General features: G+C 68.8%; 14 protein-coding genes and 2 tRNA genes. 12 read left to right on the forward strand and 4 right to left on the reverse strand.

Annotated elements, in window-relative coordinates; translation table 11 throughout:
• Positions 1–891: 891 nt before the first annotated feature.
• From dnaN to ACIBK3_RS25770, 8 genes are all read left to right on the forward strand, one after another.
• Entirely contained in the window at positions 892–2022 is a 1131-nt protein-coding gene (gene dnaN / locus ACIBK3_RS25735) for a DNA polymerase III subunit beta (RefSeq protein WP_399369980.1), read from the forward strand.
• A gap of 157 nt (positions 2023–2179) precedes the next feature.
• Positions 2180–3055, forward strand: coding sequence for a phosphogluconate dehydrogenase (NAD(+)-dependent, decarboxylating) (gene gnd, locus ACIBK3_RS25740; protein ID WP_399369162.1), 876 nt, complete (start codon positions 2180–2182; stop codon positions 3053–3055).
• A gap of 106 nt (positions 3056–3161) precedes the next feature.
• Positions 3162–4283, forward strand: coding sequence for a DNA replication/repair protein RecF (recF, locus tag ACIBK3_RS25745; protein WP_399369164.1), 1122 nt, complete (start codon positions 3162–3164; stop codon positions 4281–4283).
• Entirely contained in the window at positions 4280–4846 is a 567-nt protein-coding gene (locus ACIBK3_RS25750) for a DUF721 domain-containing protein (protein WP_399369166.1), read from the forward strand. Before recF ends, ACIBK3_RS25750 begins: the two co-directional genes overlap by 4 nt.
• A 387-nt stretch (positions 4847–5233) precedes the next feature.
• Positions 5234–7294 carry a DNA topoisomerase (ATP-hydrolyzing) subunit B gene (gyrB, locus tag ACIBK3_RS25755; protein ID WP_399369982.1) on the forward strand — a complete coding sequence of 687 codons (2061 nt, stop codon included), beginning with the start codon at positions 5234–5236 and terminating at the stop codon, positions 7292–7294.
• A 42-nt stretch (positions 7295–7336) separates the two neighbouring features.
• Positions 7337–9931, forward strand: coding sequence for a DNA gyrase subunit A (gene gyrA, locus ACIBK3_RS25760; RefSeq protein ID WP_399369168.1), 2595 nt, complete (start codon positions 7337–7339; stop codon positions 9929–9931).
• Between the two features lie 18 nt (positions 9932–9949).
• Complete coding sequence (locus ACIBK3_RS25765; protein WP_399369170.1) at positions 9950–10789, forward strand: DUF3566 domain-containing protein; 840 nt, start codon at positions 9950–9952, stop codon at positions 10787–10789.
• Between the two features lie 112 nt (positions 10790–10901).
• Positions 10902–10978: transfer RNA gene (locus tag ACIBK3_RS25770), tRNA-Ile, on the forward strand.
• Between the two features lie 378 nt (positions 10979–11356).
• Here the strand turns inward: ACIBK3_RS25770 and ACIBK3_RS25775 are convergent.
• A complete protein-coding gene (locus ACIBK3_RS25775) occupies positions 11357–11803 on the reverse strand; it encodes a DUF6344 domain-containing protein (RefSeq protein ID WP_399369172.1) in 447 nt (148 codons plus the stop codon).
• 338 nt (positions 11804–12141) lie between these two features.
• Between ACIBK3_RS25775 and ACIBK3_RS25780 the strand changes: the two genes are divergently transcribed.
• Positions 12142–12270 carry a DLW-39 family protein gene (locus ACIBK3_RS25780; RefSeq protein WP_003999697.1) on the forward strand — a complete coding sequence of 43 codons (129 nt, stop codon included), beginning with the start codon at positions 12142–12144 and terminating at the stop codon, positions 12268–12270.
• A 332-nt stretch (positions 12271–12602) separates the two neighbouring features.
• Positions 12603–14000 (forward strand): hypothetical protein, encoded by a 1398-nt coding sequence (locus tag ACIBK3_RS25785; protein WP_399369174.1) that lies wholly within the window; start codon positions 12603–12605, stop codon positions 13998–14000.
• A gap of 129 nt (positions 14001–14129) precedes the next feature.
• On the opposite strand, the gene ACIBK3_RS25790 is transcribed toward ACIBK3_RS25785, so the two are convergent.
• Positions 14130–16316 (reverse strand): protein kinase, encoded by a 2187-nt coding sequence (locus ACIBK3_RS25790; RefSeq protein ID WP_399369176.1) that lies wholly within the window; start codon positions 16314–16316, stop codon positions 14130–14132.
• Positions 16317–16475: 159 nt separating this feature from the next.
• On the reverse strand, positions 16476–17024 hold the full coding sequence (locus ACIBK3_RS25795; protein ID WP_399369177.1) for a helix-turn-helix domain-containing protein: 549 nt from the start codon (positions 17022–17024) through the stop codon (positions 16476–16478).
• A 181-nt stretch (positions 17025–17205) separates the two neighbouring features.
• On the opposite strand from ACIBK3_RS25795, the gene ACIBK3_RS25800 reads away from it, so the two are divergent.
• Positions 17206–17278, forward strand: a tRNA-Ala gene (locus ACIBK3_RS25800).
• Between the two features lie 240 nt (positions 17279–17518).
• Here the strand turns inward: ACIBK3_RS25800 and ACIBK3_RS25805 are convergent.
• Positions 17519–18232, reverse strand: a complete 714-nt coding sequence (locus ACIBK3_RS25805; RefSeq protein WP_399369179.1) for a DUF5324 family protein — start codon at positions 18230–18232, stop codon at positions 17519–17521.
• A 361-nt stretch (positions 18233–18593) separates the two neighbouring features.
• On the opposite strand from ACIBK3_RS25805, the gene ACIBK3_RS25810 reads away from it, so the two are divergent.
• The gene (locus ACIBK3_RS25810; protein ID WP_399369181.1) at positions 18594–19127 is read left to right on the forward strand and encodes a peptidylprolyl isomerase; all 534 of its coding nucleotides are present in this window, start codon (positions 18594–18596) and stop codon (positions 19125–19127) included.
• Positions 19128–19152 lie beyond the last annotated feature (25 nt).

The following is a 19152-nucleotide window of genomic DNA, read 5'->3' on the forward strand; positions in this document are numbered from 1 at the left end:
GCTGACCGCCACCCAGAGGTCGAGAACGGCTGACCACCCCGAGACACGACGGAGAAGGGCGCCCCCGGGAGGAGATCCGGAGGCGCCCTTCTTCATGCCCCGGTCGCCGTCTGTTCGATTACCTGCCGGGTTACGGCCTCTCTCCACAGATCCGGCCACTTTTTCCCGTCCACACCCTGGGGACCGGGAAGTTGTCCAGATCGTGTCCACAGAGCCCCCCGGTGAAAGACCATCAGGCCAGGTCAGCTGCCTGTGGATTGGTGGACGAACGATCTCCACAGTCTGTGGACGAAGCGGTGATCCACAGCCTGTGCATCGAGTTGTCCACTGGCAACCCACAGGCTGAGGACGGTTGTCCCCAAGGATCACCCGCTTCTCCACATGACTGTCCACTGTTCGGCAACCCGACGCACCTGATCACCGGGTCGAGTGAAAGGCGTCACACGAAGGTGCCGGGTTGGCCTGTGGGAAAGCTGGGTAAAGCTGGGGACGGCGCTGGGGAGAACTCCCCTCAGGCTGTGCATGCGATGTGCAGAACTTTCTGTTCTCCACAGATACGCCCGGTTGTCCACCGCCGCCGCCCACAGGGCCCGTGGACAAAATTTGGGGCCTGACCTGCGCAAACGAGGTTATCCACGGTATCCACAGGCCCTACTACTACTCCCAACTAGAGAGAGCTGGGAATCCGTTTCGAAGTGGGGGCTGTGCACAACTCGCTGCCCGGCTCCCGGCTGCCCCTCATCACGACTTGACCCCGAGAGGCACCTACTGTCAGTGCCGTGCGTCAGACTGGTCCCCGGTGTCCTTCCCCTCACCGAGATCGACGACACCGAGACAGACGACGAAGCCAGGCAGGCCGAGAAGCGCCGGCAACAGCAGGAGGCGGCAACAGTGAAGATCCGGGTGGAACGCGACGTACTCGCGGAGGCAGTGGCCTGGGCGGCACGCAGCCTCCCGGCCCGTCCGCCGGCGCCTGTCCTCGCCGGCCTGCTGTTGAAGGCCGACGACGGCCAGCTCAGCCTGTCCAGCTTCGACTACGAGGTCTCCGCGCGCGTGTCGGTCGAGGCGGAGGTCGAGGAGGAAGGCACGGTCCTCGTCTCGGGTCGTCTGCTCGCCGACATCTGCCGCGCCCTCCCCAACCGCCCGGTGGAGATTTCCACAGACGGTGTACGGGCGACGGTGGTGTGCGGCTCCTCCCGCTTCACCCTCCACACCCTGCCGGTGGAGGAGTACCCGGCCCTGCCGCAGATGCCGAACGCCACGGGCACCGTCCCCGGCGAGGTCTTCGCCTCCGCGGCCGCCCAGGTCGCCATCGCGGCCGGACGTGACGACACGCTGCCCGTCCTGACCGGCGTGCGTATCGAGATCGAGGGCGACACCGTCACGCTGGCGTCCACCGACCGCTACCGCTTCGCGGTCCGCGAGTTCCTGTGGAAGCCGGAGAACCCCGAGGCGTCCGCGGTGGCCCTGGTACCCGCCAAGACGCTCCTGGACACCGCCAAGGCCCTCACAAGCGGCGACAGCGTCATCCTGGCGCTGTCCGGCGGGGGCTCGGGCGAGGGCCTCATCGGCTTCGAGGGCGCCGGCCGTCGTACGACGACCCGCCTCCTGGAGGGCGACCTCCCGAAGTACCGCTCGCTGTTCCCGACGGAGTTCAACTCCGTGGCCGTCATCGAGACCGCCCCCTTCGTGGAGGCCGTCAAGCGTGTGGCCCTGGTCGCCGAGCGCAACACCCCGGTGCGGCTCAGCTTCGAGCAGGGCGTGCTGATTCTGGAGGCCGGTTCCAGCGACGACGCACAGGCTGTGGAGCGGGTCGACGCCCAGCTGGAGGGCGACGACGTCTCGATCGCCTTCAACCCGACCTTCCTGCTGGACGGCCTGAGCGCCATCGACTCCCCGGTGGCTCAGCTGTCCTTCACGACGTCCACCAAGCCCGCGCTGCTCAGCGGCAAGCCGGCCCTGGACGCCGAGGCGGACGAGGCCTACAAGTACCTGATCATGCCGGTGCGCCTCAGCGGCTGACCGAGCCCCTCAGAGAACCCACAGGTGGGGGCGTGCGTTTGAGCGCGTATGCCCACAGATGTGCGTGAGCGTCCGGGTTTAGGCTCGGACGCAGGTACGAAAGTGCCGCGGTACGTACGTGCCGTCACGCCACGTCGCAAAACCTAAGGAACAACTGATGGAGCTCGGTCTCGTCGGCCTCGGCAAGATGGGCGGCAACATGCGCGAGCGGATACGCCGCGCAGGCCACACCGTGATCGGATACGACCGCAATCCGGACCTCGCGGACGTCCACAGCCTGGAAGAGCTTGTGGGCAAGCTCAAGGGCCCGCGTGTGGTCTGGGTGATGGTCCCCGCCGGTGCCGCGACCCAGTCCACCGTCGACGAGCTCGCCGAGCTGCTGGAGCCCGGTGACGTCGTCGTGGACGGCGGGAACTCCCGCTGGACGGACGACGAGAAGCACGCCGGGGAACTGGCGGCCAAGGGCATCGGCTTCGTCGACTGCGGCGTCTCCGGTGGCGTCTGGGGCCTGGAGAACGGCTATGCGCTGATGTACGGCGGAGACGCGGAGAACGTGGCCAAGGTGCAGCCGGTCTTCGACGCGCTCAAGCCCGAGGGCGACCTCGGCGCGGTGCACGCCGGCAAGGTCGGCGCGGGCCACTTCGCGAAGATGGTCCACAACGGCATCGAGTACGCGATGATGCAGGCCTACGCCGAGGGCTGGGAGCTGCTGGAGAAGGTCGACTCCGTGACGGACGTACGGGAGGTCTTCCGCTCCTGGCAGGAAGGCACCGTCATCCGTTCCTGGCTGCTCGATCTCGCGGTGAACGCCCTCGACGAGGACGAGCACCTGGACAGGCTGAAGGGTTTTGCACAGGACTCCGGCGAGGGACGCTGGACTGTGGAAGCCGCCATCGACAACGCCGTGCCGCTCCCGGCGATCACGGCCTCCGTCTTCGCGCGGTTCGCGTCGCGCCAGGAGGACTCTCCGCAGATGAAGATGGTCGCCGCGCTGCGCAACCAGTTCGGTGGCCACGCGGTCGAGCAGAAGTAATCGGCCGAGCAGGCGCACCAAGTCGAAGCAGACGCAACAAGTCGAGCAGAAGTAATCCACAGGGCCGCTCAGCGGTCCACAACCTGGGGGAGGTCGGCGCACGACCATGCACGTCACGCATCTGTCGCTGGCCGACTTCCGCTCGTACGCCCGGGTCGAAGTGCCGCTCGACCCGGGCGTCACGGCGTTCGTGGGCCCCAACGGGCAGGGCAAGACCAACCTGGTCGAGGCCGTCGGTTACCTCGCCACGCTCGGCAGCCACCGCGTCGCCTCCGACGCCCCCCTGGTCCGCATGGGCGCCGACCGCGCGGTCATCCGGGCCCAGGTCAAACAGGGTGAGCGGCAGCAGCTGGTCGAGCTGGAGCTGAACCCCGGCAGGGCCAACCGAGCCCGTATCAACCGGTCCTCGCAGGTCAGGCCGCGTGACGTGCTCGGCATTGTCAGGACCGTGCTGTTCGCGCCCGAGGACCTCGCCCTGGTGAAGGGCGATCCCGGGGAACGGCGGCGCTTCCTGGACGAGCTGATCACCGCCCGCTCCCCGCGCATGGCCGGCGTCCGTTCCGACTACGAGCGTGTCCTCAAGCAGCGCAACACCCTGCTGAAGTCGGCCGCGCTGGCCCGACGGCACGGCGGTCGCTCGATGGACCTGTCCACGCTCGACGTCTGGGACCAGCACCTCGCGCGCGTGGGCGCCGAGCTGCTCGCCCAGCGTCTCGACCTGATCGCGGCGATCCAGCCCCTCACCGACAAGGCGTACGAACAGCTGGCCCCCGGCGGAGGGCCGGTGGCTCTCGACTACAAGCCGTCCGCTCCCGGCGAGGCACACATCCGCGAGGACCTCCACGAGCAGCTGATGGCCGCGCTCGCCGCGGCCCGCAAGCAGGAGATCGAGCGGGGCGTCACCCTCGTGGGGCCGCATCGGGATGATCTGCTGCTCAGACTCGGTCAGTTGCCGGCCAAGGGATACGCCTCCCACGGCGAGTCGTGGTCCTGTGCGCTGGCGCTGCGTCTGGCGTCGTACGACCTCCTCAGGGCCGAGGGCAACGAACCGGTGCTCGTCCTCGACGACGTCTTCGCCGAGCTGGACACACGGCGCCGCGAGCGCCTGGCCGAGTTGGTCGCGCCCGGCGAGCAGGTGCTGGTGACGGCCGCGGTCGACGATGACGTACCGCACGTACTGACGGGGACCCGGTTCACCGTGTCCGACGGGACGGTGGAGCGCGTATGAGCACGGACGAGCCCGCACCGCGTCCCGCACGACCCGCGGCGGAGGAACCCGCCGCCAAGACGCCCGAACCCTCCGGTGTCGATCTCGCGCGCGTGGCGCTGCGTGCCGCGAAGGAGCAGGCACGCGCGCGTGGGGACGCGGTTCAGCAGAAGAAGCAGGCTCGCCGCGGCGGTCTGCGCTCCGGCGCGCGCGCCGACGGCCGGGATCCCATGGCGTTCGGAGCCGCCATCAACCGGCTGATCACCGAGCGTGGCTGGGAGACGCCTGCCGCGGTGGGCGGGGTGATGGGCCGCTGGCCGCAGATCGTCGGCGAGGACGTGGCCAAGCACTGCGTACCGGAGAAGTACGACGAGGACGAGCGGATCCTGGTCGTGCGCTGCGACTCCACGGCCTGGGCGACGAATCTGCGCCTGCTCGCCCCGACGCTGGTCGCCCGCCTCAACGAGGACCTGGGACACGGCGCGGTGAAGCTGATCAAGGTGAACGGCCCCGGTGGTCCCGCACGCCGGTACGGTCCCCTGCGCGCCCCCGGCAGCACGGGTCCCGGCGACACCTACGGGTGACCTGTCTCACATCTTCAGTGATCGGCGGCTCTGTCGGGGAGCCCGCAACGCAACCGCACGCGGTTGCGAACTTGGACCCGACTCCCAAGTAGCCAAGGGTTGACAGCCGGAAGCGCTGAGTGCCTCCGTGAGCCTCTTGGAGCCCCGCTCCGTATATGGGGACCCGGAAGAGACCGGTTCAGGGCGCCACATGAGGACTCAGGTACCGGCAAACCCCCATCACTGTCGGCGCTACCGGTAGACTGGAAGCCAATCCCGCCCCCAACGTGGGGACCGTCCGGGAGAAGCTGAGCAACGCTGATCAAGGCTTACCAACGCAACATGCCGCAGCCGCTCCGGCAACCCCGCCGACGAGCCTGGCTCGTGCTGTGCCAGAAAGGGCGCTTCGTGGCCGATTCCGGCAACCCCAACGAGAACATCCCGTCCACAGACGCCGGCGTGAACGCCGCGGTGACTTCGTCGAACGGCGAGGTCACCGCCTCGTACGACGCCAGCGCCATCACCGTCCTCGAGGGTCTGGACGCGGTCCGCAAGCGACCCGGTATGTACATCGGCTCGACCGGTGAGCGAGGACTGCACCACCTCGTGTACGAGGTCGTCGACAACTCGGTCGACGAGGCGCTGGCCGGCCACGCGGACACCATCGACGTGACGATCCTCGCCGACGGCGGCGTCCGTGTGATCGACAACGGTCGTGGCATCCCGGTGGGCATCGTCGCCTCCGAGGGCAAGCCGGCCCTCGAGGTCGTGCTGACCGTGCTGCACGCGGGCGGCAAGTTCGGCGGCGGCGGCTACGCGGTCTCCGGCGGTCTGCACGGTGTGGGCGTCTCCGTCGTGAACGCCCTGTCGTCGAAGGTCGCCGTCGAGGTCAGGACGGACGGCCACCGCTGGACGCAGGACTACAAGATGGGCGTCCCCACGGCGCCGCTCGTCCAGCACGAGGCCACCGAGGAGACCGGCACCTCGGTCACCTTCTGGGCCGACCAGGACATCTTCGAGACCACCGAGTACTCCTTCGAGACGCTCTCGCGGCGTTTCCAGGAGATGGCGTTCCTCAACAAGGGTCTGACGATCAAGCTCACGGACGAGCGTGAGTCGGCGAAGGCCACCTCCGGGGCGGACGAGGCCGGCGCGGACGAGACCGCCGAGGTCAAGACCGTCACGTACCACTACGAGGGCGGCATCGTCGACTTCGTGAAGTACCTCAACTCCCGCAAGGGAGAGGTCGTGCACCCGACGGTGATCGACCTGGAGGCGGAGGACAAGGACAAGAGCCTGTCCCTCGAAGTCGCCATGCAGTGGAACAGCGGTTACAGCGAGGGTGTGTACTCCTTCGCCAACATCATCCACACGCATGAGGGCGGTACGCACGAAGAGGGTTTCCGTTCGGCGCTCACCAACCTGATCAACAAGTACGCGCGCGACAAGAGGCTGCTGCGCGAGAAGGACGACAACCTCACGGGTGACGACATCCGCGAGGGTCTGACGGCGATCATCTCGGTGAAGCTGAGCGAGCCTCAGTTCGAGGGCCAGACCAAGACCAAGCTGGGCAACACGGAGGCGAAGACCTTCGTCCAGAAGGCGGTCTACGAGCACCTCAACGACTGGCTGGACCGCAACCCGAACGAAGCCGCGGACATCGTCCGCAAGGGCATCCAGGCGGCCACCGCGCGCGTGGCGGCCCGCAAGGCCCGTGACCTGACCCGTCGCAAGGGGCTGCTGGAGTCGGCGTCCCTGCCCGGCAAGCTCTCCGACTGCCAGTCGAACGACCCCACCAAGTGCGAGATCTTCATCGTCGAGGGTGACTCCGCCGGCGGCTCGGCCAAGTCCGGCCGGAACCCGGAGTACCAGGCGATCCTCCCGATCCGAGGCAAGATCCTCAACGTGGAGAAGGCCAGGATCGACAAGATCCTGCAGAACCAGGAGATCCAGGCGCTGATCTCCGCCTTCGGTACCGGAGTCCATGAGGACTTCGACATCGAGCGGCTGCGCTACCACAAGATCATCCTGATGGCGGACGCCGACGTCGACGGACAGCACATCAGCACCCTCCTGCTGACCTTCCTGTTCCGCTTCATGCGGCCGCTGGTCGAGGCCGGGCACGTGTACCTCTCCCGCCCTCCGCTGTACAAGATCAAGTGGGGCCGGGACGACATCGAGTACGCCTACTCCGACCGCGAGCGCGACGCGCTGATCGAGATGGGCCGCCAGCGCGGCAAGCGCATCCGTGAGGACTCCATCCAGCGCTTCAAGGGTCTCGGCGAGATGAACGCCGAGGAACTGCGCATCACCACCATGGACCAGGAGCACCGCGTCCTCGGCCAGGTCACCCTCGACGACGCCGCCCAGGCCGACGACCTGTTCTCGGTGCTGATGGGCGAGGACGTCGAGGCGCGCCGCCAGTTCATCCAGCGCAACGCCAAGGACGTCCGCTTCCTCGACATCTGAGTCGGTCTCAGCTGACCGCACAGGGAAGGATCTTCACCAGCAATGGCCGACGACATCACCCCCCTCACGCCTGAAGAAGGCGGCGCCATCGCCCAGCGTGTCGAGCCCGTCGGGCTCGAGACGGAGATGCAGCGCTCGTACCTCGACTACGCGATGTCCGTCATCGTCTCGCGTGCGCTGCCCGACGTCCGGGACGGTCTCAAGCCCGTCCACCGCCGGGTGCTGTACGCCATGTACGACGGCGGCTACCGCCCCGAGCGCGGCTTCTACAAGTGCGCCCGTGTCGTCGGCGACGTCATGGGCAACTACCACCCGCACGGCGACTCCTCGATCTACGACGCGCTGGTCCGCCTCGCGCAGTCGTGGTCGATGCGGATGCCGCTGGTGGACTCCAACGGCAACTTCGGCTCTCCGGGCAACGACCCGGCGGCGGCCATGCGCTACACCGAGTGCAAGATGGCGCCGCTGTCGATGGAGATGGTCCGTGACATCGACGAGGAGACCGTCGACTTCACGGACAACTACGACGGCCGCTCCCAGGAGCCGACCGTCCTGCCGGCCCGCTTCCCGAACCTGCTGATCAACGGTTCGGCCGGTATCGCGGTCGGCATGGCGACCAACATCCCGCCGCACAACCTGCGCGAGGTCGCGGCCGGCGCCCAGTGGTACCTGGAGAACCCGGAGGCCTCGCACGAGGAGCTCCTTGATGCGCTCATGGAGCGCATCAAGGGCCCCGACTTCCCGACCGGTGCCCTGGTGGTGGGCCGCAAGGGCATCGAGGAGGCCTACCGCACGGGCCGCGGCTCGATCACCATGCGCGCGGTCGTCGAGGTCGAGGAGATCCAGAACCGCCAGTGCCTGGTGGTCACGGAACTGCCGTACCAGGTCAACCCCGACAACCTCGCGCAGAAGATCGCCGACCTGGTGAAGGACGGCAAGATCGGCGGCATCGCGGACGTCCGTGACGAGACCTCGTCGCGCACGGGCCAGCGCCTGGTCATCGTCCTCAAGCGCGACGCGGTCGCCAAGGTCATCCTGAACAACCTGTACAAGCACACGGACCTGCAGACGAACTTCGGCGCCAACATGCTGGCGCTGGTCGACGGCGTTCCGCGCACCCTCTCCCTGGACGCGTTCATCCGCCACTGGGTGACGCACCAGATCGAGGTCATCGTCCGCCGTACGCGCTTCAGGCTGCGCAAGGCCGAGGAGCGGGCGCACATCCTGCGCGGCCTGCTGAAGGCCCTGGACGCCATCGACGAGGTCATCGCGCTGATCCGGCGCAGCGACACCGTCGAGATCGCGCGCGGGGGCCTGATGGACCTCCTGGAGATCGACGAGATCCAGGCCAACGCCATCCTCGAGATGCAGCTGCGCCGGCTGGCCGCCCTGGAGCGCCAGAAGATCATCCAGGAGCACGACGAACTCCAGGCGAAGATCACCCAGTACAACGAGATCCTCGCGTCCCCGGTCCGCCAGCGCGGCATCGTCAGCGAGGAACTCGCCGCGATCGTCGAGAAGTACGGCGACGACCGCAAGACCATGCTGGTGCCCTACGACGGCGACATGTCCATCGAGGACCTCATCGCCGAGGAGGACATCGTCGTCACCGTCACGCGCGGGGGCTACGTCAAGCGCACCAAGACGGACGACTACCGCGCCCAGAAGCGCGGCGGCAAGGGCGTACGCGGCGCGAAGCTGAAGGAAGACGACATCGTCGACCACTTCTTCGTGTCGACCACGCACCACTGGCTGTTGTTCTTCACCAACAAGGGCCGCGTCTACCGGGCCAAGGCGTACGAACTGCCGGACGCCGGGCGTGACGCGCGTGGACAGCACGTCGCCAACCTGCTGGCCTTCCAGCCGGACGAGGCGATCGCGGAGATCCTCGCGATCCGTACCTACGAGGTGGCGCCGTACCTGGTGCTGGCCACCAAGGGCGGCCTGGTCAAGAAAACGCCTCTGAAGGATTACGATTCGCCGCGCTCGGGCGGTGTCATCGCGATCAACCTCCGTGAGACGGAGGACGGTTCGGACGACGAACTGATCGGAGCCGAGCTCGTTTCGGCCGACGATGATCTGCTGCTGATCAGCAAGAAGGCGCAGTCGATCCGGTTCACGGCCACGGATGAAGCCCTTCGCCCCATGGGCCGTGCGACCTCGGGTGTCAAGGGCATGAGCTTCCGCGAAGGCGACCAGCTGCTCTCGATGAATGTTGTTCGACCCGGTACGTTCGTGTTCACTGCTACGGACGGCGGGTACGCGAAGCGGACCGCCGTCGACGAGTACCGCGTCCAGGGTCGCGGCGGCCTCGGCATCAAGGCCGCCAAGATCGTGGAGGACCGCGGCTCGCTCGTCGGCGCGCTGGTGGTCGAGGAGACCGACGAGATCCTCGCCATCACGCTGTCGGGCGGTGTGATTCGTACGCGAGTCAATGAGATCAGGGAGACGGGCCGTGACACCATGGGCGTCCAACTGATCAACCTGGGCAAGCGCGATGCCGTCGTCGGCATCGCTCGTAACGCCGAGGCGGGACGCGAGGCGGAGGAGGTTGACGGCGACATCGCCGTCGACGAGACCGCCGAAGGTGCCGCGACGACCGGCACGGACGAGGGTGAGGCGCCCTCGGCCGAGTAGCGCGAGGAGAGAGTCATCGTGAGCGGAGCCACGGGTGCCGGACCGACCGGAACCCCGACCGGTCCCACGGCCGGTTCGGAGACGGACGGCGGCGGCCGTGGCTCCGCCGCGCGTACGACAGACTCACGCACGACCGATGCGCGTCTGACCGACCCGCATACGACCAACCTGCAGGCGATCAAGCCTTCCGCGACCGAGTCGCGCTCGCCCGACACGCATGGATCCCAGGGGGGAACTGTGACGGACACCCGAGGTCCGCAGGCCCAACGGCACGCCACCGGCGCGAGCCAGGCCACGGCTGCTCCGGGCGCCCAGGCTCAGCCGCCGGCCCAGCCGACATCGCCCGAGGCGGCGTCTCCGCTGCCGGGCGAACGACAGCCGCAGCAGCCCACCGGGCCCTACCACCCGCCGCAGGCCTACCCGACGCAGGCACAGGCGCAGCCGGGCGGCGTACGGCGTCCGCGCACCGGCGCGCGCACCACGCCCCGCACCCGCAAGGCACGGCTGCGCGTGTCCAAGGCCGACCCGTGGTCGGTGATGAAAGTCAGCTTCCTGCTCTCCATCGCACTGGGCATCTGCACGATCGTGGCGGCCGCGGTGCTGTGGATGGTCATGGACGCGATGGGCGTCTTCTCGACGGTCGGCAGCACGATCTCGGAGGCGACCGGTTCGAACGAGTCGAACGGCTTCGACCTGCAGTCCTTCCTGTCGCTGCCCAATGTGCTGATGTTCACGGCGATCATCGCGGTCATCGACGTCGTCCTCGCGACGGCCCTCGCGACGCTCGGCGCGTTCATCTACAACCTCTCCGCCGGCTTCGTCGGCGGCGTCGAACTGACACTGGCCGAAGACGAGTGAGCACCACGTCAAACCTCCGGTGACGGTCAGCCGAGAACCGATTTTGGGACTGCCCGCGTCGTGCGCTAATCTTCAGGGGTCAGCGCGCGGGACATACACCGCAGAGCGCGGCGGGGCTATAGCTCAGTTGGTTAGAGCGCATCCCTGATAAGGATGAGGCCACAGGTTCAAATCCTGTTAGCCCCACCAGCACGAAGACCTCCGGTCCACATGGGCCGGGGGTTTTTGGCTTGTGCGGCTGGCATCGGCCGCCGGTCGCGTCAGGCGGTGTGGACGGGGCGCCGGTCTTCGGCTGCGAGGTGCGCGGTTGCTTGTCACGGCACACAGTTCCTCGTCATGGTGCACAGTTCCTCCTCGCCCTCTGGTCACAGGGCTTCCGATCCGCTCTTGACGGCGTCTGATCAGGGTCAGCATGCAGGTTGTGGGGGCGGACGCCGTTCGCATCAGGGGTCGGTCACACGCGGCGGTGCTTGCTGTGCACACGGGTGCCGTGACCCGGCCGTGGAAGGGCGTCTGCTGGGTTGTGGTGCATGCTGCGGCGAGTCGTCCGTGCTCGGACACGGTCCGTCAGTGCTGGTTCGATGCGAGGGGTTCTGCTGCGGGCGCGGTCGGCGCGCAGGGCGCGGCCCCTTGGGCCTGGGTGGCGGTCCCCTGGACCTGGGTGGCGGTCCCTTGGGCCTGGGCGGTGGTGGTGGTGTCCGAGCCTGCGGTCGCGTTCGCGTCTGTGCTCATGTCCACGTCCACGGGTGAGCGGTGCCGGCAGCTGGGCGTCTTGCCGTGGGCTTCGGCGCGGATGCGCTGCTTCATCGTGGGCGGCAGGGACCTTACGTGGGACCAGGGCGAGGAGCCGGGGGAGAGCACCGGTGCCGTCGCGTGCGGGGTGCTGTTGCGGGGCGTCCCGGTCTGCGGTACGGCCGCCGCTGCGGTCGTCGTGATGAGTCCGAGCGCCGTGCACAGCGCGAGGAAGGCGGTGACGATGGCGGTCCACAGATTCATGACCTTGTTCTGGGCCATGGTTCCTCACTTTCGGGTCGGGCGATTTGCGTACTTTCCTCATGATGTGTATGGGGGCGACGAAGTGGCGGACCGACGCCCGTGGCGCGTCGATCTTCAGATGAACACCACTCGAATGGACGCAAGAAGGCCGAAAAAGAGAGGATCAGGTAGGAGAGCACCAAAAAATCACCGTATGTACGGGTGTGGTCACCCTCTGAGTGGAGCCTGGTGGTCCGCTTGTACTGCGGTGCAGCAGACGGGAGTTGGGGCCCGACGCAGGTCACCGATCGGTATCGGTCGGTGTGTATAGTCGGGCGCCAGAGGTCCCCTACGTCAAGGAAAGACGAGGTCGCGCGGTGAAGAAGCTTCTCCTGGTCGCACTGGCCGCCATCGGCGGGCTCCTCGTGTACCGCCAGATCCAGGCGGATCGCGCCGAGCAGGATCTGTGGACGGAGGCGACTGACTCCGTGCCCACGGGTTCGTGAGTACCGACCGATTCTGAACAGACCCCGGCCGCCCTCGCGGTCGGGGTTTTGTGTTGCCCGGGTGCTGTGCCACCCGGGCTCCCTGTTGCGGGGGCGCGGGTCCTGTGGCAGGGCCGGACAGGGCGGGACGCTGGTGCCGGGTGTTTCGGACGCTCGTACGGAATGCGCGGATGGGGACGGTGCCGACGGGGCAGGATGGGCGACGGTCACACGGACACACGGACACACGGACACGTGAACACACGGACACGTGAACACACGGACACACGGACACACGGACACACGGTCAGGCGGTCGGACGGTCCGGGCAACGACGAGTGGGGTGGCGGGTCATGGGGCGGCGTACCGGGTGGAGGCGGCACGGGGGTGGTCGTTCCTCGGGGTCTCTGCGCACGGCCGCCCGCCGGATGGTCCTCGGCCTGGGGCGGGTCGGCGTCGGGCGGGTCGCCGTCGTGGGCGCGGTGCTGTGTCTGGCGGCGGTGGGGTCGGAAACGCCGTCCGCGTCGGCGGCCGGACCGTGGAGCTCCTACGGCTTCGACGCGGACGCCCGGTCGGTGAACGGTGCGACGAGCACGGGGGACGCCACCGCGTTGGCGCCCGGTGCGACGTATCGAAGCTCCCTCCCCGTCGACGGCAGGCTCTACTACCGCCTCGACGTCGACGCCTCGTCGAACGTGTACGTGTCCGTCACGGCCGTGCCGGGTTCCGGTACGACCGTCTCCGCCACCGACGGCATCAAGGTGTCCGTCCAGGACGCCAACAGCCATTCCTGCTCCATCGAGACCGCCAGTGTCGGCACCGACCGCCGGCCCCACCCCCTGACCGCCCTGGGCGCACGCGACATCTCGCGCGCCGGGTCGACGCGGTGTCGCGACGCCGGCGCGTACTACGTCCTCGTCGAGCGCGTCCACCGAGCGGGGTCCTCGTCGGATGACTGGGGGCTGGAGCTCGCCACGGTGTCGGAGCCGGGGCTCAAGGAGGCCGGTGCGACGAGTGCGCCCGATGTCTGGAACTCCGCGTCACCCGCACCCGTGACGGGCGAAGCCGTCTCCCGTGCGGGCGCCTCCGGTTTCACCGGGGCGACATCCGTGGAGCAGGGGGCCTGGCGCGACGACATCGTCCCCGGACAGACGCTGTTCTACGCGGTGCCCGTGGACTGGGGCCGACAGCTCTACGCCACCGCCGAACTGGGCAGTTCCGGCGATGACAACGGCCTCGTGTCCAGGGCGCTGGTGCTGTCCCTCTACAACCCCGCGCGCGGCCTGGTCGACGACGTGAGCGCGGTCTACGACGGCAGCCAGCGGGCGGCCGCGCTCAAACCGTTGCCGCCGGTCGCCTACGCCAACCGGTACGACGTCTCCGACCGCGTGAGCGGCATGCGGTTCGCTGGCGTTTACTACCTCGTCGTCCACCTCTCGGAGCAGGTGGCCGACCGGTTCGGCGAGGGCCCCTTCGACCTGACCCTGCGCATACGGGTCACGGGCACGGCGACGGCCGGTCCTGAGTACGCGGGGGAGTCCGAGCCGCGGGGGGTTTTCAAGGCCATGGCAGCACAGGGACGGGAGACGGCGGCCGCGGGGAACAGCGGGACGGCCGCGGGGGACGACACCGCGATGAGGCTGCTTGCGGCCGGTGGGATCGGCACGGGGACTGCGTTGCTGATGGGGCTTGGGGTGTGGATGGTGGCGGGGCGGCGGAGGAGGAGAGGGGGCGCGGGGGCGGGCTGGTAGGTGGGTGTGGGGGCGTGGGGATGTGCGGGCTCCGGGTGCGCTTGCGGGTGCGCGGCGCGGGTTGACCGCGCGGTGAAGGGCGGTGCGGGGAGGCGCGGCCATGCGGCGTTGTGGGCTTGGAGTGGGTGTTCAGAGGCGGGTCAGGGCCCAGAACCCCACGGCGTAGCAGGCCAGTGCCACGAGCAGGATCGCGATCGCCACCTGGGCGGGCGGGCCTGAGCGGCGCGGCGACCGCGAAATTGCCTGTGCAGGAGGCGGAACCTGCGGGACCTCGGCGGTGTACGAAGCAGTAGAGGGTTCAGCACGCTGGTGTCGCGACGGTGTCGGCACCGGCGCGTGCTGAGCGGAGTACCGAGGTGCGGACCGCTGGGGGGAGGACAGCACGTGAGTGGGGTCATGGGCGGAGAGGGGGGCCGCGTGGCGTGGTGGCCTCCGCTGTGGCTGTGGCTGTGGCTGTGGCTGTGGGGCTGGGTGGGGCTGGGGGTATCGCTGCTGTGGGGGCGTGACCGGTGTGACGGGTGCCCGGGGCGAGGAGGTCGTGGACTGGGGCGGCGGGAGGTGGAAGCTGCCGGTGTCCGACATGGGGGTCGGCTGGGCGGGGGTGGGGGGTTCCGAGGGTGGGGGCGGAACTGCGGGGTTGTCGGCGGGCGGACGGGAGGCAGGGCCGGACGGGGGGACGTCAGCGTGGGAGGGGTGGAAAGAGGCACCGGCGGGGCGGGGCGCAGGGTTGTTGTACGGCTCAGGGAGCGGGCCGGTGCCGTGGCGTGGATCGTTGGGTACGACGCCTGCGGGCGAGCCGGACGGGTTGGATCCGCCCGTCTCGGACCAGCGGTAGTCGCCCGCACCGGACGGCCAGGACCCGCCCCCGGCAGAGGGGTCGAGGCGCTCCTCTCCTGCCTCTCCTGGCGAACCAGTGATGTTTCGCTCGGACGAGCCGGAACCTCCGGGCATCGAGCCCGCCGAGTTGCCCGGCAGCGAGCCGCCGGGCGCAAAGCCCGCCGAGTCATCCGGCAACCAGCCGCCGGGGCCGGAGTCGACCCGGTCCGCCCAAGCCGATCCGTCCAGGCCGGAGCCGACCTGTCCCGACTCGGAACCGCCCGAGTCCGTGCCCGACCCAACGGAGCCGGGCCACGCCGCCCGGGGCCCCGCACCGGGACTCCCACTGGGCTCCCCGCCGGCCCGGCCCGCCGCAGGACCGCTCCCCTGCCCGGACGGCATGCCGTGTCCGGGTGGCAAGCCGTGCTCGCTTCGGCTGGAGTCTCGGCCACCTCCCCCGGTCATATCTCCCCCGGTCGCCCGGGCTCCGGTCGTCCCGGCCCCGGGAAATCCGGCGGCCGGAATCCCGCTCGGGAGACTTCCTCCCCCGTCTCCCTCCCCCGCCCGGGCAGGTCTCGTCACGGAAGCCGTCCGGCCTGGGTCCACTCCCGGTGCCTGCTTGAGAGGGCCTTCGGGGGCGAAGCCCGCGGGGAGTGGGCCGAGTTGGTCGAAGATCTCGATCAGCTCGTCGTCGGGGGAGGTGTCCGGGAGCAGCTCCACGGCGGACGCGAGCGCCTTACGTGCCCCGGTGGCCGTGCGGAAGCGGGCCTGGGGGTCCGGCTGGAGCATCGACGCGACGACCTGCCAGAGCGGCTCGGGGATGCCCTGGGGCGCGCTCGGGGTGCCGTGGGTGGCGAAGTACTGCACGAGGGCCTTGGCGTCCGGCTTGGCGCCCTCCAGCAGATACAGCGCGACGAGTCCGACGGCGAACAGGTCGGCGGGGAAGTCCGGTTCGGCACCCATCATCTGCTCAGGTGCGATGTAGCCGGGCGTTCCGACCACGAGGTTGGTCTCCGTCAGACGCGGTTCGCCCAACCGCATCGCGATGCCGAAGTCGGACAGCCGCAGCCGGGGCCGTGCCGTGCCGGTGGCCTCCAGCAGGATGTTGGCGGGCTTGATGTCGCGGTGGACCACGCCTTCCGCGTGCACCGCGGCCAGCCCGGACAGGAGCTGGTCGAGCAGGACGCAGACGAAGGGGGCCGGCAGGGGGCCGTAGTCGCCGATGAGGTGGACCAGGGAGCCGCCGGCGACCAGGTCCATGGTGAACAGGACCTTGTCGTCGTCGGCGGCCCAGCTGGCGGGTGCGAGCACATGGGGGTGGTCGATCCGCAGCGCCTGTTCGCGGACGAAGCGCAACAGGGAGTGGGCGTCGCGTTGTTGAAGAACCTTGGCGGCCACATAGCGTCGGCGGCGGTGGTCCCAGGCACGCCAGACGGCGCCGACACCTCCGCGTCCGATCGGGTCGGCCAGTTCGTACCGTCCGGCGAAGACCTCACCCATGGCTGTGCGTCGCTCCTCCCCCTTCGGTTCCCCCCGTTACCCCCTTGCTTCCCCCGCGACGAGCGATACGACCCCTGCCGTGCCGTCGTCATGCCCCCCTCGCGTGGCTTCTGCCGTCGGCCCGGTTGCCGAACCCCCTTCGGTGACCGGGCCGCTGGTTCAGCTCTGGTGGGACTGGTAGTGCGCGACGGCGTCAGAGGTGCGGCCGGCGCCGTACACCCGGAGGAACTCTGCCAGTTCCGGGTGGGTCGGGGCGAGGGTGTCGGCCGCGTCGATGATGTCTCCGGCGGCCGCTACCGAGCGCAGCAGCGACTGGATCTCACGGACGACCCGCTTGACCGTGGGCGCTCCCGAACTGCTCGTCGTCTGTGTGGTGTTGCTGAGCACCGAGCCCCCCTGCGACTTCTTGATCTCTTCCATGCGGTCGGTCGCCTCGGCCGCGCTGACACTGCCGTCCGCGACCTGCGCTGCCAGGTCCTGCAGCAGCTGCACCCGCTGGACCACCGCGGGGTTGCCGATCTTCGCCCGCTGACCGCTCATCAGCTGCGACAGCATCGGTGCGGACAGTCCCAGTACCCCCGCGAGACGAGCCTGGTTGAGACCAAGATCGTCGATGAGCTTACGGAAGAGCGCCCCCAGCGGCTCCCCGTACCAGTTCCGCTGCAGTTCCCGCGCTCTCGCGGTCGCTTCCTGCTGTGCGGCGTCCATTGCGTCTCCCCATCGCTTCCCCAAAAACCGTGCTTCGCGGTAGCGAACCACGCGGAGCATCTTACGGAGAGTGGTCGTCGACGGGGACCCCCAATCCTTTTTGCGGAATTCGGGGGGTGACCCGGTACTCTGGTCTGCGACGCCCACCGGTACGTGGTTCTTCCGGCGGATGTCCGTCCTCGGGGCCTTAGCTCAGTTGGTAGAGCGCTGTCTTTGCATGGCAGATGTCAGGGGTTCGACTCCCCTAGGCTCCACGTACACAACCCCTCCACCTGCAAGAACGCGGGTGGAGGGGTTTTTCGTGCGATGAGGGTGACCAACCGTCCGCACCAAGACGGGAGTTGGGCAGTAGGCCGACGCCGGCGCCCGATTTCGCAGGGGAGTCTTTCTGTTTCACGTGAAACCGTCCCCTCACCGCAACGCCGTGGGGCAGGAGACTCACGGTCTCCTGCCCCACGGCACGCCCGGCCGCGCCGGTGGAAGGTCAGCGGAAGTCAGCGTTCCTCGTCGCGGTGTGCGGCCTCCTCCTCGGCCTGCTTGGCCTGGACCTCGGGGTCGAGGACGGACTGGCCGCTGCCGTCCACCGAGCTCAGCCTGCTCCCTTCCGGGACCTCCGTCGCGGCAGGCGGTTCGACCAGCCAGTCCGGATTGGCCTGCTTGTCCCACCACTTCCAGGCGGCGAAGGCGCCCCCGGCGACGACGCCCGCAATGGCCAGCGCCTTCGCGAGCCGACCTGCACGCGCCCGCCGCTGCTGCCTGCGGATCAGCTTCTGAATCTCCTTCGGCGAGACCTGACCGCGCAGGGCGGCCAGCGCGGCGGCGCTGCGGGCGGCCGCCTCCTCCCGGACGGGTCCGGCCGTGGCCACTGCATGCTCGAGCCTCGGCCGGGAGTAGTCGGCGGCCTGCTTGGCGGCCTTGCGAGTACGTGCGGCGGCCTCGTGTGCGGCATGGTCGACCTTCGGCGGGACATGGGCGAGAGCCTGCGAGCGGGCCTGGTCCAGACGCGGCGCGAGATGGGCGCCGTACTGGACACGAGCCTGTTCGGCGGCCTGCGTCACCTTCGGCGCGAGCCGTACGCGTGCCTCGTGTGCGTAGTGCGCGGCCCTGTCCTTGGCCGTGTCGGCGTAGGGCGCCACCACTTCCGCGGCGTGCAGCACGCTGTCCTTCGCCGAGCCGGTCGCGGCGCGCACGCTGTCGATGCGGGTCACGGGATCCTCCTCCTCGGTGGCGTACGGTATTTCGACTTTCCACCCTTTTACGGATCATGCCTGTCCGGACGGGCCCGGGCATGTGAGGGCGGGCATCCGGGTCAACGGCTGCCCCCGGACCATCTCCGATCAAGAACTGTTCAAGATCCGATCACATGCAATAGCGGATGAATACAGGGCAACAGGAGCTTGTCGTCGACAATGCCACGGATCGACGCGCCGCGCCCCCGGCCCGGACGCACTCGACCGGATTTCTCCAAGCGAAACCGTCGAAGCCGGACACATGGGTGGGGGCCGGGCGACGCACGGCACGAACCGTGCAAGGATCGGTGGGGCACAGGAAGACAACGGAAGGCAGATCGTGGCCGAGCAGCTTTACGCCACCCTGAAGACGAACCACGGCGACATCGAAGTCCGGCTTCTGCCGAACCACGCCCCCAAGACGGTCCGGAACTTCGTCGAGCTCGCTCAGGGCGAGCGCGAGTGGACCCACCCGGCCACCGGCGAGAAGTCCACCAAGAAGCTCTACGACGGGACGGTCTTCCACCGCGTCATCAGCGGTTTCATGATCCAGGGCGGTGACCCCCTGGGCACCGGCATCGGCGGCCCGGGATACGAGTTCGAGGACGAGTTCCACCCCGACCTCTCCTTCAACAAGCCGTACCTGCTGGCCATGGCCAACGCCGGCCCGGGCACCAACGGCTCGCAGTTCTTCATCACCGTCTCCCCGACGGCCTGGCTGACCCGCAAGCACACCATCTTCGGCGAGGTCACCGACGCGGCCAGCCAGAAAGTCGTGGACGCCATCGCCACCGTCCCCACGACCCGGCCCAACGACCGCCCGGTCAACGACGTCGTCATCGAGTCGGTCGTCATCGAGACCCGCCAGAGCTGAGCCCACCCCGACAGGGCAGAGCCCG

Origin of the sequence: Streptomyces sp. NPDC050287 (assembly GCF_044459385.1) — a bacterium.
Lineage (GTDB): Bacteria > Actinomycetota > Actinomycetes > Streptomycetales > Streptomycetaceae > Streptomyces.